Source organism: Amycolatopsis pigmentata (genome assembly GCF_042684065.1).
GTDB classification, from domain to species: Bacteria; Actinomycetota; Actinomycetes; order Mycobacteriales; family Pseudonocardiaceae; genus Amycolatopsis_E; species Amycolatopsis_E pigmentata.
Genome location: NZ_JBHUKR010000027.1, coordinates 26,158 through 41,133, shown reverse-complemented (window position 1 = coordinate 41,133; position 14,976 = coordinate 26,158). Strand labels below are relative to the sequence as shown.

At 69.3% G+C, this 14,976-nt stretch carries 17 protein-coding genes; 9 read left to right on the top strand and 8 right to left on the bottom strand.

The window, feature by feature from the left end; translation table 11 throughout:
- Window positions 1-467 precede the first annotated feature (467 nt).
- Together ACFSXZ_RS39255 and ACFSXZ_RS39250 are read left to right on the top strand one after the other, a co-directional pair.
- Window positions 468-1,580: an acetoin dehydrogenase dihydrolipoyllysine-residue acetyltransferase subunit gene (locus ACFSXZ_RS39255; protein ID WP_378271428.1), complete on the top strand. Its 1,113-nt coding sequence runs from the start codon at window positions 468-470 to the stop codon at window positions 1,578-1,580.
- 131 nt (window positions 1,581-1,711) lie between these two features.
- Complete coding sequence (locus ACFSXZ_RS39250; RefSeq protein ID WP_378271447.1) at window positions 1,712-2,959, top strand: GAF domain-containing protein; 1,248 nt, start codon at window positions 1,712-1,714, stop codon at window positions 2,957-2,959.
- Here ACFSXZ_RS39250 and ACFSXZ_RS39245 read toward each other — a convergent pair.
- From ACFSXZ_RS39245 to ACFSXZ_RS39235, 3 genes are read right to left on the bottom strand one after another with little or no spacing between them, the layout of a single operon-like run.
- On the bottom strand, window positions 2,920-3,771 hold the full coding sequence (locus ACFSXZ_RS39245) for an ATP-binding cassette domain-containing protein (RefSeq protein WP_378271426.1): 852 nt from the start codon (window positions 3,769-3,771) through the stop codon (window positions 2,920-2,922). The two genes, ACFSXZ_RS39250 and ACFSXZ_RS39245, sit on opposite strands and share 40 nt — an antisense overlap.
- Window positions 3,772-3,774: 3 nt before the next feature.
- Window positions 3,775-4,797 carry an ABC transporter permease gene (locus tag ACFSXZ_RS39240; RefSeq protein ID WP_378271425.1) on the bottom strand — a complete coding sequence of 341 codons (1,023 nt, stop codon included), beginning with the start codon at window positions 4,795-4,797 and terminating at the stop codon, window positions 3,775-3,777.
- 6 nt (window positions 4,798-4,803) lie between these two features.
- Window positions 4,804-5,778: a substrate-binding domain-containing protein gene (locus ACFSXZ_RS39235; protein WP_378271424.1), complete on the bottom strand. Its 975-nt coding sequence runs from the start codon at window positions 5,776-5,778 to the stop codon at window positions 4,804-4,806.
- A 335-nt stretch (window positions 5,779-6,113) separates the two neighbouring features.
- Here ACFSXZ_RS39235 and ACFSXZ_RS39230 point away from each other — a divergent pair, with 335 nt between their 5' ends.
- Together ACFSXZ_RS39230 and ACFSXZ_RS39225 are read left to right on the top strand one after the other, a co-directional pair.
- Window positions 6,114-6,473, top strand: a complete 360-nt coding sequence (locus tag ACFSXZ_RS39230; RefSeq protein ID WP_378271423.1) for a DUF3040 domain-containing protein — start codon at window positions 6,114-6,116, stop codon at window positions 6,471-6,473.
- A 282-nt stretch (window positions 6,474-6,755) separates the two neighbouring features.
- Window positions 6,756-7,400: an acetate uptake transporter gene (locus ACFSXZ_RS39225; protein ID WP_378271422.1), complete on the top strand. Its 645-nt coding sequence runs from the start codon at window positions 6,756-6,758 to the stop codon at window positions 7,398-7,400.
- Window positions 7,401-7,498: 98 nt separating this feature from the next.
- Here the strand turns inward: ACFSXZ_RS39225 and ACFSXZ_RS39220 are convergent, their stop codons facing one another.
- Both ACFSXZ_RS39220 and ACFSXZ_RS39215 read right to left on the bottom strand, forming a co-directional pair.
- On the bottom strand, window positions 7,499-8,152 hold the full coding sequence (locus ACFSXZ_RS39220) for a CBS domain-containing protein (protein WP_378271420.1): 654 nt from the start codon (window positions 8,150-8,152) through the stop codon (window positions 7,499-7,501).
- A 255-nt stretch (window positions 8,153-8,407) separates the two neighbouring features.
- Window positions 8,408-9,718: an NAD(P)/FAD-dependent oxidoreductase gene (locus ACFSXZ_RS39215; protein ID WP_378271445.1), complete on the bottom strand. Its 1,311-nt coding sequence runs from the start codon at window positions 9,716-9,718 to the stop codon at window positions 8,408-8,410.
- A 62-nt stretch (window positions 9,719-9,780) separates the two neighbouring features.
- Here ACFSXZ_RS39215 and ACFSXZ_RS39210 point away from each other — a divergent pair, with 62 nt between their 5' ends.
- Window positions 9,781-9,927, top strand: a complete 147-nt coding sequence (locus ACFSXZ_RS39210; protein WP_378271418.1) for a hypothetical protein — start codon at window positions 9,781-9,783, stop codon at window positions 9,925-9,927.
- Window positions 9,928-9,932: 5 nt separating this feature from the next.
- Here ACFSXZ_RS39210 and ACFSXZ_RS39205 read toward each other — a convergent pair whose 3' ends face one another.
- Window positions 9,933-10,163, bottom strand: a complete 231-nt coding sequence (locus ACFSXZ_RS39205; RefSeq protein ID WP_378271417.1) for a hypothetical protein — start codon at window positions 10,161-10,163, stop codon at window positions 9,933-9,935.
- 4 nt (window positions 10,164-10,167) lie between these two features.
- A complete protein-coding gene (locus ACFSXZ_RS39200) occupies window positions 10,168-10,719 on the bottom strand; it encodes a hypothetical protein (RefSeq protein WP_378271416.1) in 552 nt (183 codons plus the stop codon).
- Window positions 10,720-10,776: 57 nt separating this feature from the next.
- On the opposite strand from ACFSXZ_RS39200, the gene ACFSXZ_RS39195 reads away from it, so the two are divergent.
- Complete coding sequence (locus ACFSXZ_RS39195; protein ID WP_378271453.1) at window positions 10,777-11,028, top strand: hypothetical protein; 252 nt, start codon at window positions 10,777-10,779, stop codon at window positions 11,026-11,028.
- Window positions 11,029-11,174: 146 nt separating this feature from the next.
- Here ACFSXZ_RS39195 and ACFSXZ_RS39190 read toward each other — a convergent pair whose 3' ends face one another.
- Window positions 11,175-11,714, bottom strand: a complete 540-nt coding sequence (locus tag ACFSXZ_RS39190) for a MarR family winged helix-turn-helix transcriptional regulator (RefSeq protein ID WP_378271415.1) — start codon at window positions 11,712-11,714, stop codon at window positions 11,175-11,177.
- Between the two features lie 271 nt (window positions 11,715-11,985).
- Between ACFSXZ_RS39190 and ACFSXZ_RS39185 the strand changes: the two genes are divergently transcribed.
- From ACFSXZ_RS39185 to ACFSXZ_RS39175, 3 genes are all read left to right on the top strand, one after another.
- Entirely contained in the window at window positions 11,986-13,176 is a 1,191-nt protein-coding gene (locus ACFSXZ_RS39185) for a homogentisate 1,2-dioxygenase (RefSeq protein ID WP_378271414.1), read from the top strand.
- Window positions 13,177-13,442: 266 nt separating this feature from the next.
- Window positions 13,443-14,651, top strand: coding sequence for a fumarylacetoacetase (gene fahA / locus ACFSXZ_RS39180; protein WP_378271413.1), 1,209 nt, complete (start codon window positions 13,443-13,445; stop codon window positions 14,649-14,651).
- 73 nt (window positions 14,652-14,724) lie between these two features.
- A complete protein-coding gene (locus ACFSXZ_RS39175) occupies window positions 14,725-14,976 on the top strand; it encodes a helix-turn-helix domain-containing protein (protein ID WP_378271411.1) in 252 nt (83 codons plus the stop codon).

Sequence of the window (14,976 nt, the reverse complement as noted above, 5' to 3'; positions counted from 1 at the left end):
TGGACGGAAGCGGGGCGAACGCGCGCCTCCGGCCGCCCGGCCCCCGGCGGGAGGGAAAGCCGTTTCCGCAACGGGGGTTGCAGCGGCCGGAACACCGTGTCGCGCAAGCGTTTTTCCTGGCCGGAGAGGTGGTTTCGGGTGTTGTTGCACCAGGGTTGCATTTCCGTTGTTGCAACCCCCTGCAACCCTGTTCCCGGTACCCTCCGGCGCGGTCTGATGTGCGTTGTGACAGCGCCCACAGACGAGGCGGCTCTCGGCGTGTGCGCCGGCCGCGAGATCCGGCGCCCGGTCACGCTCTCCGATGCGCCCGGCGCGGAAGATCGGCTACCGTCATCCGGCACGGGCGTTTCCGTCGGCGGGACACCGCCACCGGGTGGCCCCGATCTGTCGCGGGAGTTGTGGAGATGGCACCAACGAACAGTCATCGTGAGACGGCCGCGACCGTCCGCGAACGGAAGCGGTGAACGATGGGGGACATAGTCCGGGTGACCATGCCCAGCTGGGGACTTTCCATGGCCAGCGGGAAGATCGTGGAATGGCTCGTGGCCGAAGGGGACGAGATCGGCGAGGGCGACGACCTGGTCGAGATCGACACGGACAAGATCGCCGGTGTCCTCGAAGCCGCCCAACCCGGGATTCTGCGCAGGGTCGTCGCGCACGTCGGTGAGGACGTTCCCGTCGGGGTCTGCATCGCGCTGATCGCGGACGGCGACGTGCCCGAGACGGACCTCGACGAACAGGCCCGGATCGCGCGGCAGGAGCTGGAAGCCGGGGCCATCATCGACGGCACGGAGCGGGAAACGGGCGAGATCACCATCGACGGCCGTGCCATCGCGTACACCACTTACGGCGCTCGCGGGCCGGACATCGTTCTGGTGCACGGGTTCGCCGGGGAAAAGACTTCGTGGCTGTTCGTCCAGCAAGCGCTTTCCACCGGCCATGTGGTGCACGCGATCGACCTGCCGGGCCACGGCGAGTCGGACAAGGACGTGGGCGACGGCTCGCTGGACGTCCTCGCCCGCACGGTGCTCGGCTATCTGGCCGAGCGCGGTATCCACCGCGCGCATCTGGTCGGGCATTCCCTCGGCGGAGCGGTGGTCGCCGAAGCCGCGCTCCGTGAGCCGGAGCGGGTCGCGTCGCTGACCCTGCTCGCGCCCGCCGGTGTCGGTCCCGCCATCAACGCCGGTCACCTGCGAGGCCTGGTTTCCGCGGCGACCCCCCGGGAACTGGCGCCCTACCTGGCGAGGTTGTTCGCCGATCCCACGATGGCGACCCCTCAGCTCGCCGACGACGTGATGAGGTTCAAGAGCACCGACGGCGTCGAAGCTTCGCTGCGCACGCTGACCGGGACGCTGCTCGACGGCGACCGGCCGAGGTTCGACCTGGTCGATCAGCTCGCGGGCCTGCGGATTCCGGTCACCGTGGTGTGGGGCAGGAAGGACGAGGTGCTGCCGGCCGCCAACGTCGACGTGCTTCCCTCCACGATGCGAGCGTTGCTGGTCGACGACGCCGGCCACATGCTGCACCTCGAACAGCCGTCGGCTGTGGTGGCGTCGATCACGTCCGTGACCGGGCGATAGCTACAATGCGCTGCACATGAGGACCACACGAGTGACATTCGCGTAGCCCTCTCGGGTGGTCTGCCCACGCGTGGGTGTCCGGCGAGGAGAGGGAGTCCGGCGTGCGCGGCGACGACAGGCTTGAACCGGCGATGGCGGCGGGGGAGGACCCTCGCCATTACGCGCGCCTTGTCGCGATGATGCGGGAAGCCACGCTGAGCGGGGCGCGTCCGCCCTGCGTGCCCCGGCCGGTGATCGCCGAGTCGTGGCGCAGGATGGTCCGGCTCGGGCTGGATCCCGACCACAACGAGCACGATCCCGTGCTCACTTCGGACGAGGTGGAGGCACGGCGCCGGGAATCGGGGCTCACCGAAGCACTGCCGGTGCTGCGCGACGGATTGATGGGCCTGGCCGAGGAAGCCGGCCACATCATGGTCGTCGCCGACCACGAGGGCCGGGTGCTGTGGCGGGACGGAAGTGCCGTGGTGGTGCGGAAGGCCGACGAACTCGGTTTTTCCGAAGGCGCCGGGTGGCGTGAGGAATCGGCCGGCACCAACGCGGTCGGCACCACCCTGGCCGTGGGCCGCCCGGTGCAGGTGTTCTCGGCCGAGCACTACGTGCGCACGCACCACAACTGGACCTGTGCCGCCTCACCGCTGCACAGCCCGCGCGACGGCAGACTGCTCGGTGTCGTCAACATCTCCAGCCCCGCCACGACTTTTCATCCCACGACGCTCGCCCTGGTCGACGCCGTCGCGCAGCTGGCGGAAGCGCAACTGCGGTTGCGGCACCTGGCCGACCTGGAACGGCTGCGTTCGGTCGCACTGCCGGTGATCTCACGGGTCGAGGGCAGGGCGTTCGTGACCGATGCCGACGGCTGGGTCGCCGCGACGGCCGGTCTCGCGCCGGTCGAGAAGATCGCGCTGCCGCAGAACATCACGGCCGGGCGGATCTGGCTGCCCGCCTACGGCGGGTGTGATGTGGAGCCCCTGCCCGGCGGCTGGCTGGTCCGGGCCGTGGACTCCGAAAGCCGGGCGTACGTGACCACGGTGCTGCTCGACCTGTCGAAACCGGCCTTCCCGGAATTGACGGTCAGCGGCGGGAAAATCAACTGGAGTCACAGCCTGACGCCGCGGCACGCCGAGATTCTCTACCTGCTGTCCCACTACCGGGCCGGGCGAACCGCGCGCCAGCTCGCCGTGGACCTCTTCGACGACCCGACGCGCGTCGTCACGGTGCGGGCCGAGATGTCACGCCTGCGCAAGCATCTCGGCGGGATCGTGCAGACAAAGCCTTACCGCATAGCCGAAAACCTCGATCTGGTGGTCAACCGCCCGGCGAACGGCGATCGGCCCCTGCCCTACTCCGGTGCGCCCGGTATCCGGCGCATCCCCGCCTGACCCTCGCCGGAAGTTCCGGTCAGCCCGGCGGGGTCCCGGCCACGCTCCAGTTCGCGTTCGAGCGCGTCCAGTTCGGAGCCGCCCGCCATGTGGTGCGCGAGATCGTCGAGGCTCAGGCCTTCGCGCGAGACGTCGAGCTCGACTTCACCGTGGTGCAGCACGACGAAATGGTCGCCGGCCAGAAACGCCTGCCGGGGGTTGTGGGTGACGAAGACGACGCCGAGCCCCGCGTCCCGGGCCGCCGCGATGTAGGAAAGCACCACGCCCGACTGCTTCACGCCGAGCGCGGCGGTCGGCTCGTCGAGGACCAGCACCCTGGCGCCGAAGTAGACCGCGCGCGCGATCGCGACACACTGCCGCTGGCCGCCCGACAGACTGCCGATGGGCTGATCCACGTCGGGCAGCGTGATGCCCATCTTCTTCAGTTCGGCGACGGTGGTCTCGCGCATCGTGGCGACGTCGAGCCGCCGGAACGGCCACACTCCGGTCACCGGTTCGGACCCGAGGAAGAAGTTGCGCCACACCGGCATCAGCGGCACCACGGCCAGATCCTGGTACACGGTCGCGATCCCGCGGTCCAGCGCCTCGCGGGGCGAGGAGAACCGCACCTGTTCACCGTCCACAGAGTACTGCCCGGTGTCGTGCGCGTGCCGGCCCGAGATGATGTTGATGAGCGTCGACTTCCCGGCGCCGTTGTCACCCAGCACACAGGTCACTTCGGCCGCACGGACGGCGAGCCCGACACCCCGCAGGGCCGTGACGGTGCCGTAGCTCTTGCCCACATCGACCAGTTCGAGGAACGGCCCGCCCATGTCCTATCTCCCCCTCGTGTGCGGTCTGACCCACCGGGTGAGCAGCGTGGCCGCCAGCAAGGTCGCGCCGACGAAGAACTTCAGCCAGTCCGGGTTCCAGCCGGCGTAGACGATGCCCTGCGTGGTCATGCCGTAGATCAGGGCGCCGATGGCCGCGCCGACGGCGGAACCGGAGCCTCCGGTGAGCAGGCAGCCGCCGATCACCGCCGCCGCGATGAAGAGCAGTTCGTTGCCCGCGCCGATGCCGGACTGCACCGAATCGAAGGCGAACACCTGGTGCATCCCCGCGAACCAGGCACCGAACCCCACGCCCAGGAACAGCGCGATCTTGGTGCGGCTCACCGGGACGCCGACCGCCCGGGCGGCTTCCGCCCGCCCGCCCACCGCGTAGATCCAGTTCCCGGCCCTGGTGCGCAACAGGATCCAGGTGCCGAGCGCGACGAAGAGGATCCACCAGAACACGGTGATGTCGACGGCGACACCGCCCAGCGGGACTTCCGAGGCGAACACCGCCTTGGCCGAGGCGAAACCGTCCATGTCGGAGATGGAATCGGTGGCCACGGTGCCGGTCAGCAGTTTGGTGACCGCCAGGTCGAGGCCCTGCAGCATCAGGAAGGTCGACAAGGTGATCAGGAAACTCGGCAGTCCGGTCCGCGTGACCAGGTAACCGTTGAGGAACCCTACCGCCAGCGACAGCACCAGCGCGGCTCCGACGCCCACCCACACGTTCGCGGTGAGCTGGAACGCGGTGATCGAGGCGGTCAGCGAGGATGCCGTGACCGCCACCCCGGCGGAGAGGTCGAACTCGCCGCCGATCATCAGCAACGCCACCGGCACCGCGACGATGCCGATGACCGAGCTGGAATAGAGCACAGTGGACAGTGCGGCGGGTTGCCGGAACGGTGGGGCCACCACGAAGAACAGGACGAAGACCGCGACCGCGCCGAGCAGTGAACTCAGTTCCGGACGCGTCAGGGCACGACGGGCGGAAGAGCGGGGTTTCGCCGGGACGGCTGCTTCGCTCATCAGCGCCTACCGGGTGCCGTTGTCCGCGTACCGCGCGACCGTGGCGATGTCGGACCTGTCGATGAACGCCGGTCCGGTCAGCGTCGGCCTGCCGCCACCGACGATGTTCCCATTGATCTTGTAGAGCCACAGCGAGTCGACCGCCAGATAGCCCTGCAGGTACGGCTGCTGGTCCACCGCCCACCGCACGGAACCGTCCTCGATCGCCGGGACCAGGGCCTTGCTGGTGTCGAAGGTGGCCACCTTGGCCGTGCTCCGGGCGCCGCCGACCGCCTTGACGGCCAGCAGGGCCAGTGGCGCGCCCAGGGTGGCCACGAAGTCGATGCCCGGGTCCTGCTGGAGCTTGGCCTGCATGGTCGATTGCGACGCGGCCTGGTCCCCTCCGTTGACGTAGAGGTTTTCGGTCTGGCCCCGGAAAGTCTGTTTCAGTCCGGCGCAGCGGGCCTCGAGCGCGACCTGACCCTGTTCGTGGATGACGCACAGCGCGTGCCGGGCGCCGGCGTCGTTGAGGCGGTTGCCGAACGCCTGGCCCGCCACGGTTTCGTCGGAGCCGAAGTATTCCAGCAGCCCTGCCTGCTGCCAGTTGTCCAGACCCGCGTTGAGACCGGCCACCGGGATGCCCGCGGTCTTCGCCTTGGCCAGCACGCCGGTCATCGCGTCGGGATGGGCCAGGGTCACCGCGATGCCGTCGACCTTCTGGTCGATCGCGTTCTGCACCAGATTGGCCTGGCCGGGACCGGCGGGGTCACTGGCGTAGACCAGATCGACGTTGTCCTTGGCCGCGGCCGCCCGCGCGCCTTTCTGCACGATGTCCCAGAACGTGTCGCCCGGCGTCTCATGGGTGATCATCGCGATCTTCAGGCGCGGACCGGCTTCCCCGCCGTCCTGCCGCGACCGGGCTCCGCCACGGGCGCTGCAGCCGGCGACAGCGAGCACCGAGGCGGTCAACAGTGCGGTGAGGGTGGCGAGCCGCCGGTTCATGGAGCACCTCTTCCTGCACGGGCCGGGCACCTGACGCGCAGGACCAGCGCGCTCTGGTTGGTGGAACTCTGGTGACGGTCAGAGAAGATGTCAAGACAAGCTGTAGGCATCCCCCCGGCGCGGACTGCCCGCTTTGTCACCCGGTGTCACCGAAGACGGTTTCCATCCCTTCTTCCCGGACCGGTGAGTCCGTTGGGTGCCGGTGGGATCCGCGCTCCGTGGCGTCCACAATGGACTCGGAAGTGACCCTCCGTAAGGGTGGTGTTCGGTTCCGGCGGGTGAGTTACCGCCGGGAAACGACTAGTCTCGTCGGTGCGCGCCGGAAGGAGACCGCGATGAAACTGAGCGACGACGAGGAAAGACGGCTGGCCGAGCTGGAACGCGCCCTCGCGGGGTCGGATCCCCGGCTGGAGCGCAGTCTCAGCCGCATGCGCGCCGGGCGGGTCCCGCTGCGCTGGGTTCTGGCGATGGCCGCCGGGATCGGCCTGGGAGTGTCCCTGGTCGTGGTGGGCGATCTCCTCGCGATCGCCGCGTGCCTGGTCGCCGGTGTCGTGCTGACCGCCGCCGTTCCCGCGCTCGCCGTGATCTGGTGGGCGCGCCGGTATTACTGCCGCTACTGCGCCGGGAAATGGCCCGCGCCCTCCGGCTCCTGCCCGCGCTGCGAACGTCCGGTAACCGCGTCGACCGTGTCGTAAAAGTGGTCTTTCCGTATTGGGGAACGCGATGCGTAAAATGTCCGCATGTCGGGTTTTGAGAGGTTTGTAAGGACGGTACCTCCGGCGCCGCCGGTGCCGCGAAGCCGCACTTGCCCGCGGAAACCGTCCGGGCGGCGGTAAAACCCCAGCGCAATTGATGTTGATCGATTAACCGGATACTCGGCACGCAATGTTGCTCTTCCCCCACTACGCTGTGGTACGCATTGCGACACTTAACGGTACCGGCGTTGCGCCGGATGCCTGTGGGGAAGGAGTATCTGGATGGCAGAGACCGGAACGGAAAGCACGACATCGGTGGTGGCAACCGGTGACCAGGCGGTGGACCCGACCGCGCACATCGCCGATCCCGCACCGCTCGGGCTGGCTGCCTTTGCGATGACCACCTTTGTGCTCAGCGCGTTCAACTCGGGCCTGGTGGCCAACCACGCGCTGGAAGCGGTCGTGCTGCCGCTCGCTCTGTTCTACGGTGGACTAGGCCAGTTTCTCGCGGGGATGTGGGAGTTCCGTAAAGGCAACACCTTCGGCGCCCTCGCGTTCTCCTCCTACGGCGCGTTCTGGCTGTCCTTCGCCGCCTACGTGAAGTTCGTCGCGCCGGGCCTCGGCTCGGACGCCGCGACCGCGACCGGTCTGTACCTGCTGGCGTGGACCATCTTCACCGCGTACATGACCGTCGCCGCGGCGAGGGTCAACGCGGCGGTGCTCGCGGTGTTCGTGTTCTTGACGCTGACCTTCCTGTTCCTGACCGTCGGCTCGCTGGCCGGTGCGGCCGGCATGGCGAAGCTCGGTGGCTGGCTCGGCCTGGTCACGGCCGTTCTCGCCTGGTACACCTCGTTCGCCGGGGTGGCCAACTTCACCTGGAAGCGCACGATCCTGCCGGTGTTCCCGCTCGCGCCGGCGGGCCGCTGAAAAGGCTGAAACACCCTGCTGTCCCGGGGAAGACGCCGCGACCCGCGGCGCCTTCCCCGAGGCGGCCTCCCGTGCGCCGACGTCTTTCCGGCGCTGTTTCACACGTACTGATAGTCGTCGAAGTCGTAGCTCAGGCGGTTGCACACGTCGATCACGCCGGGCACCGACCGCGCGATGGACTCGGCCTGGTCGACGCTGCTGTGAAAACGGATCGCTCCGGCCAGCCGCGCGATCCGGCCGCACACCCGCACCCGGATGGCCTCACCCGAATGGACCCGCCGGCGCAACTCCGCCCGGATGTCCTCCTCCAGCACGGAATCCGGCCGCAGGAACACCATGAGCAGGTCCCGCCGGGACACCAGCCCGGCGAGTCCGCCCGCCTCGTCCACCACGCACAACCGGTGCAGGCCGCTGGTGGTCAACTGGCGCGCGGCGACGCGGACCCCGGTGGACAGACCGATCGAAGCCACCGGCGAGGTCATCAGCTCGCCCGCGGTCACGCCGCGCGCCTTGCGCCACCGGGCACGGAGGGCGCGGCCGGCGAACGGGCCCGGAATTTCGGCGCCACCGCGGAATTCGAGTTTGGCGAGCGCGTCCTTCGCCGACACCATCCCGACGGGCGCGCCGGAATCGTCGATCACCGGCAGAACGCCGCCTTCGAGCAGTCCGGCGATGATTTCGCGAAAGGGAGTTTCCCGGCTCGCGGTGCATACCGGATGACTCATCACGGCCGCCACGGTCGGCTCGCGCATCGACCACCTCCTGATGATGGAAATACCAGCAGCGCGGCCGCGGATCCACCGCCGGTTGTCCATTCGAGGCGGTTTGGGCGATATCAGCGTGAATTTTCCCGTCCTGTCCGGGTGGTGAGAGGGGCGAATCGCCCGTTCCGGTGAGGAGCGGGCAGACCCCATTTCCGGTGAGGATGCCGCCCGATACGGGTTCCGTGCCCGCGAAACACGGTGGCCCGCCAGATGAGCCACCGTGAGCCACCGTGAACGGACCCGTTACTTCAGGCTCGCCCGCACGAACTCCGCTCGCGGGTTCTGCTGTTCGGCGGTCGCCACCACCTGACGGCGGAAGGGCAGCGACAGTGCCCAGTCCGCGGCGATACGCGCCTTGCGCTGCAAGGTGGGCATCGCGAGCAGGTGGTAACTGCGGTGCATGAACCAGGCGAGCGGTCCGCGCACCTTGAGCCGGTACACCTGCGCGACGCCTTGATACAGGCCCAGGCTCGCGACCGATCCGGCGTTGACGTGGCGGTAGTTCCGCAGGGGCTCGTTCCGGAGCGAGGCGAGCACGTTCTTGGCCATCCGCGTCGCCTGCCGGGAGGCGTGCTGTGCCGTGGGCGGGCAGGTGGCTCCGGGGCGTTTGCTGGTCAGGTCCGGCACGGCGGCGCTGTCACCGGCGGCGAACACGCCCGGGCAGCCTTCGACCTCCAGCGTCGCCCGGGTGCGGACGCGGCCCTTGTCGTCCAGCGGGAGATCCGTGCCGGCGAGCATCGGGTTGGGCCGCACCCCGGCGGTCCAGACCAGGGTGCCCGCGTCGAACTCCGTGCCGTCGCCGAGCACGATGTGGCAGTCCTCGGCCGAGGTGAGCGTGGTGTTCAGATGGATCTCGAACCCACGCGCGGTGAGCAGGTCCAGCGTGTAGGTGGCCAGGTCGGCGCTGACCTCCGGCATGATGCGGTCCATCGCCTCGACCAGGACCCAGCGCGGCTCACCGGGGTCGATGGGGTAGGACGAGAGCGCCTGCCGGGTCATGTCCTCCAGTTCCGCCATGGCTTCGATGCCGGCGTATCCGCCGCCCACGAAGACGAAGGTGAGCAATCGCCGCCGCAGTTCGCGATCCATCGTGCTGGCGGCGGCATCGAGCCGGGACAGCACGTGGTTGCGGAGGTAGATCGCCTCACCCAGGGTCTTGAAGCCGGTGCCGTGCTCGGCGAGACCGGGGACGGGCACGGTCTTCGTGATGGAGCCTGGGCACACCACGAGAACGTCGTAGCCGAGACGCTCGATATGGCCGTCGGCGACGCGCAGCGTGACCACGCGGTTTTCGTGCTCCACCCCGGTCGCCTCGGCCGAAAGCACCTGGCAGCCCGGCAGGACCTCCCGCAACGGGACGACGACGTGACGAGGCTCCACCGAGCCTGCCGCCGCCTCCGCCAGGAACGGCTGATAAGTCATGTAGGAGCGCGGGTCCACCACCGTCACGTCGGCTTCGCCGGGCCGAAGGTGCCGGTGGAGCAACCGGGCGGTCTTCAGCCCCACCTGGCCGCCGCCGATGATCACGATGCGCGCCGCGCGGCCCGCCGGCACACGGTGGCGCGCTCGGGGGTCGTCTTGACGGCTGCGGTGTCCGTCGGTCACTGGAATACTCCTTGGTCCGCGAGTTTGCGCGCGCCCGCGATCGTGTCGACAGGGCGCTGCTGGGCAGCGCACGTCACCTGGTGCCGGTGGGCGCCCTGCCGCCCCGCGCGTGGAACGAGGTGGCGCGCTCGGGGGTCGTCGTGACGGCCGCGGCTTGAGTCGCTCACTGGAATTCCTCGTCGAGGTTGTTGACCACGCGCTGCTGGTCGATCGCGTCGGCTGGGTCGGCCTCCAGGGGAACCTGCGGCACCGGCGTGGTCCCCGCGTCCCCCGGCCGGCCGGTGACTTCCTGCCGCTGTTCGGCCGCGTCCGGTATCGGGGCTTCGGAGTCCACCGCCCAGGGCGTTTCCTCCTCCACGCTTTCCGGCATCGGTTCTTCGCTGGGCACGCTCACCTGATCACTCCTCGATCGCTTTGCGGACCGCCTCGGCGACATCGGGATGGCCGAGCGGTATCGGGGCGGGTACGCGATCGCGCTCCCCACCCGTGCTGAGGGCGACGGTTTCGACCGTGACGCCCTCTTCCTCCAGTGCTTTCCGACGGCTCGCCGTGGCCTCTTCCCATCGGACGGTTTCGGCGTCACCACGCTCGGGCGCGACGTAACGGTCGGTGCCGGGGTCCACCAGCAGCACGGCACGTACGGCTGTCGGGTGCTTTTCCGCGAGTTCGAGCGCGTCGCCGGCCGACGAGCCACTCGCCACGAGAGTGACCGCCCGGTCATGGGCGGTCAGATAATCCTCCGGGCGGGTGAGGCCGGGGTCCGCGGGCACACGGGACCACAGAATCCGCCATTCTCGGGCGAAATCCCGCCAGGTGGCGGGAAGTTCGCCGTGTTTGGCCGCGCCGGAGGGGTCGAGTACCAGCACGATCGGCCCGTCCGGGGTACCTTCGGGAACGGCGGGAGGGCCTGTGGCCCGTACCGGGTCAGAGGAAGCAGTGGGGTCACCCATGGACTCCGGCTACCCCGCGGGCCCCCGCGCTACACCGTTCACGCGGGAGGGGAGAAAATGTCAATACGCGACAACAGGTTTCCGGCCGGATTATCGGCCGGATTCCCAGCGGAGTTACGGACCGAAACACCAGGCAGCGGTCCCGACAGTGACGAAAGCGCCCTGGTGGCCGAGCAACGACGGCGCGCGGTGCGTGCGATCGCCTCCGCCGCCAGCGACGCGGACGACTGCGCGCTCCTGCTCGACGCGCTCGGGCTTCGCCCGTCCGAGGGCGTGACGCAGGTGCCGTCGCCGCGCCCGGGCGAGTGACGGTCACCGGGATTTCCTGACCGGGCAGGCGGCGCAGGCCGCCGGCCCCCGCGCCCGACGGCGGGGCGTTTCGTGCTGCTCAGCGGGCTTCGCCGGAAGTGTTTCAGCCCCGGGAGTGGCCGCGCGAAAGTCAACTCGTTGACTTTCTAGAACCGGCGTTTGGCCTCGTTCGCCGCGTCGGAGGTGGCGAGCTTTTCCAGCAGCCCGATGAGGATGCTCTGTTCGGGCTTGCTCAGCGCGTTGGCCCAGGCCTGCTCGCGCTCGTTGTGTTTCTCGAAAGAGTTGGTGATCGCCTTGTGGCCGGCCTCGGTGAGGCTCAGCAGCACGGCCCTGCGATCGTGTTCGGCCTGCCTCCGCGAGACCAGTCCGTCCCGTTCCAGGGTATTGACCAGGGCGGACACCGCGGCCCGGCTCATCCCCGACAGCGTCGCGACCCGCTTGGCCTCCAGCGGCTCGGCCATCCACAGCACGAAGAGCACCCGGAAGCCGCCCCAGCTGTAGCCGCGGGGACGGTGCACGGTGGACTCCCAGTCGTAGACCAGGGTGCTGGCCAGCCGGTGCAGGGTGATGCACAGGCGCATCGCTACCGGGTCGACTTTGGGCAGTTCAGCGCTGGTTTTGGTGATCGCGTAGTCGACGAACGTCAGGTAGTCGAGCCCCTCCGGCCCGGCCGGCTCTCCGGTCATGTGCCGAGAGTAGGAGGTCCCGCCGGATGCGGTCATCGAGGGTGGTGATGTGCGCACGGAGAGGGCGGATGGGCCGCTCCGCGAACGACGGTCCTTCACTTCTGGAGAGCCGGTTGACCGGTTCGTTACCGCTGGATCCGGTCCGGCCGATGATCGCCGGGCAGTGCCGGGAAGGCCTAGGCTGACGGGGGCGCGAGTGACCCGCGTTACTCCTCGGAGCTCGCCAGATAGTTAAACATTGCACTGATTTGGGAGGCGGAGGGAGAACACGATGGCGTACTACCGGCGAGTCGGTGACGTACCACCGAAGCGGCACACTCAGCACCGGACTCCCGAAGGTGGGTTGTACTACGAGGAACTGATGGGGGAGGAGGGATTCTCCGCGGATTCCTCGTTGCTGTACCACCACCACATCCCGTCGGCCATCGTGGACGCCACGCCGTGGCAGCTTCCCGATGTGACCACCGAGGCGAACCATCCGCTGCGGCCGCGTCATCTGCGGCTGCACGAACTCTTCCCCGACGAAGAATGGAAGCGGCACGACGTCGTGACCGGGCGGCGGCTGATCCTCGGCAACGGTGACGTGCGGATCTCCTACGTCGCCGCGGGCGAGTTGTCTCCCTTGTACCGCAACGCGATCGGCGACGAATGCGTGTACGTGGAGTCGGGCTCCGGGGTGGTCGAGACGGTCTTCGGCGTGCTGCCGTTCCGGCAGGGCGACTACGTGCTCCTGCCCCGCGCCACCACGCATCGATGGGTGCCCTCCGAACTCGTGCGGGCCTACGTCATCGAGGCGAACTCCCACATCACCCCGGCGCGGCGATACCTTTCCCGTTACGGGCAACTGCTGGAGCACTCGCCGTTCTGCGAGCGGGATCTGCACGGGCCGGACGAGCCGTTCCTCGCCGAGGGCGAGGATGTGGAGGTCCTGGTCAAGCACCGGGGCAGCAGAGGCATCACCGGCACGCGCCATGTCTGTCCGCGCCACCCCTTCGACGTGGTCGGCTGGGACGGCTGCCTGTACCCCTACACCTTCAACATCGCCGACTTCGAGCCCATCACCGGCCGGGTCCACCAGCCACCGCCCGCGCACCAGGTGTTCGAAGGAAACGGCTTCGTCATCTGCAACTTCGTGCCGCGCAAGGTGGACTACCATCCGCTGTCCATCCCGGTGCCCTACTACCATTCCAATGTGGACTCCGACGAGGTGATGTTCTACTGCGGCGGCGACTACGAGGCGCGCAAGGGATCCGGCATCGGGCAGGGCTCGGTCTCGCTGCACCCGGGCGGGCACGCGCACGGGCCGCAGCCCGGCGCCTACGAGCGCAGCATCGGCGTGGAGTTCTTCGACGAACTGGCCGTCATGGTCGACACGTTCCACCCGCTGGAGCTGGGGGAGGGCGGGACCGCCTCGGAGGATGAGGGCTACGCGTGGACCTGGGCGGGCCGGGGACCGCGGTGACGGTGAGCACCCGCGCGCCCCTGCTCACCGCAAGGGAAGACACGGACCGCGATACCCGCTCCAGTCCACTGTGGATACCGTGGTGGCTACGCCGTATCGGGTGAAAATCCGCATCGGCGGCGTGGTTTGGCGGCCGCACCCCGGCGGAGGCGACCCCGCCGGGGCGATCCTCGGTGCGGTGACCCGTGGAACGTCGTCCGAGCGCGCCGCCTCCTCTGGTGCATGATCCGGCCGTACCCCGGCCTCGTGGAAAAGGAGCGACACCGATGACCTGGCTCGACCTTCCCCCGGATTCGCCCTTCGGGACAGCCAACCTGCCCTACGGCGTCTTCTCTCGCGGGGACGATTCGCCCCGTGTGGGCGTGCGGGTCGGCGACGAGGTGCTGGACCTTTCCGTGGTGCTGGACGATCCGGTCTTCGCCGAGCCCGCGCTGAACCTGTTCATGGCGGAAGGCCGCGCACGCTGGAACAGCGTGCGCGCGCGGATCGTCGAGTTGCTGACCGCCGAGGAGCACCGCGCCGTGGTCTCCCCGGCCCTCCACCCGCTCGCGGAGGTGCGGATGCGCCTGCCCTTCCTGGTCGGGGACTACGTCGACTTCTACGCGAACGAGCATCACGCGAGCAACGTGGGACGGATCTTCCGGCCGGAGGCCGAGCCGCTGACGCCGAACTGGCGGCACCTGCCCATCGGCTACCACGGGCGGTCGGGCACGGTGGTGGTTTCGGGCACGCCGGTGGTCCGGCCGCGTGGCCAGCGCAAGCCCTCGGGCGACGCGGTGCCGGTGTTCGGCCCCACCCGGCGCCTGGACATCGAGGCCGAGGTCGGGTTCGTGATCGGCACCGGGTCCCGGCTGGGCGAGCCGGTGAGCACCGGCGAGTTCGCCGACCACGTGTTCGGGGTGTGCCTGGTCAACGACTGGTCCGCCCGGGACATCCAGGCGTGGGAGACCGTGCCGCTCGGACCGTTCCTGGGCAAGTCGTTCGCGACCTCGATCTCGCCGTGGGTGGTGCCGCTGGAGGCACTCGAGCACGCCCGCATCGAGGCCCCGCCGCGCGATCCGGAGCCGTTGCCCTACCTCGCGGACACCGAGAAGTGGGGCCTGGACCTGGCGCTGGAGGTGCGGATCAACGGGCACGTGGTGTCCCGCCCGCCGTTTTCCGCCATGTACTGGACGCCCGCCCAGATGCTGGCCCACCTGACGGTGAACGGCGCCTCCACCCGCACCGGCGACCTGTACGCCTCCGGCACGGTCAGCGGCCCCGAGCGGGGGCAGCGCGGTTGCCTGCTGGAGCTCAGCTGGGGCGGCAAGGAAACGATCACCCTGCCCGGTGGCATGAGCCGGACCTTCCTCGAAGACGGCGACGAGGTGACCATCACCGCCACCGCGCCCGGCCCGGGCGGCACCCGGATCGGCTTCGGCGAGGTGACCGGCCGGGTCCGTCCCGCGCTGGGCAGGCGCAGCGGCCGGGCGTAGCGGCGCAGGGGACCCGCGCCGGTGTCGCGGATATCATGGTCACGTCGGTGAAAACCGCGACCCGAAGGTGATCATGGCAGCGCACGCCCCGGCTTCGCCGTCGGTCGACCGTGCCCTCACCGTGCTGGAGGCCCTGGTATCGGCGGGTGACGGCCTGACCCTGTCCGCGCTGGCCCGGGCCACCGGGATTCCGCTCGCCACCACCGCGTCCATCGTCTACACACTGGAACAGCGCGGCTATGCCGCCCGCCGGGTGGTGGGGCGCAGCCACTTCTGGCGTCTCACGGCCCGCATGGCGGAGCTGGCCGCGCCGCCGGCGACCTGA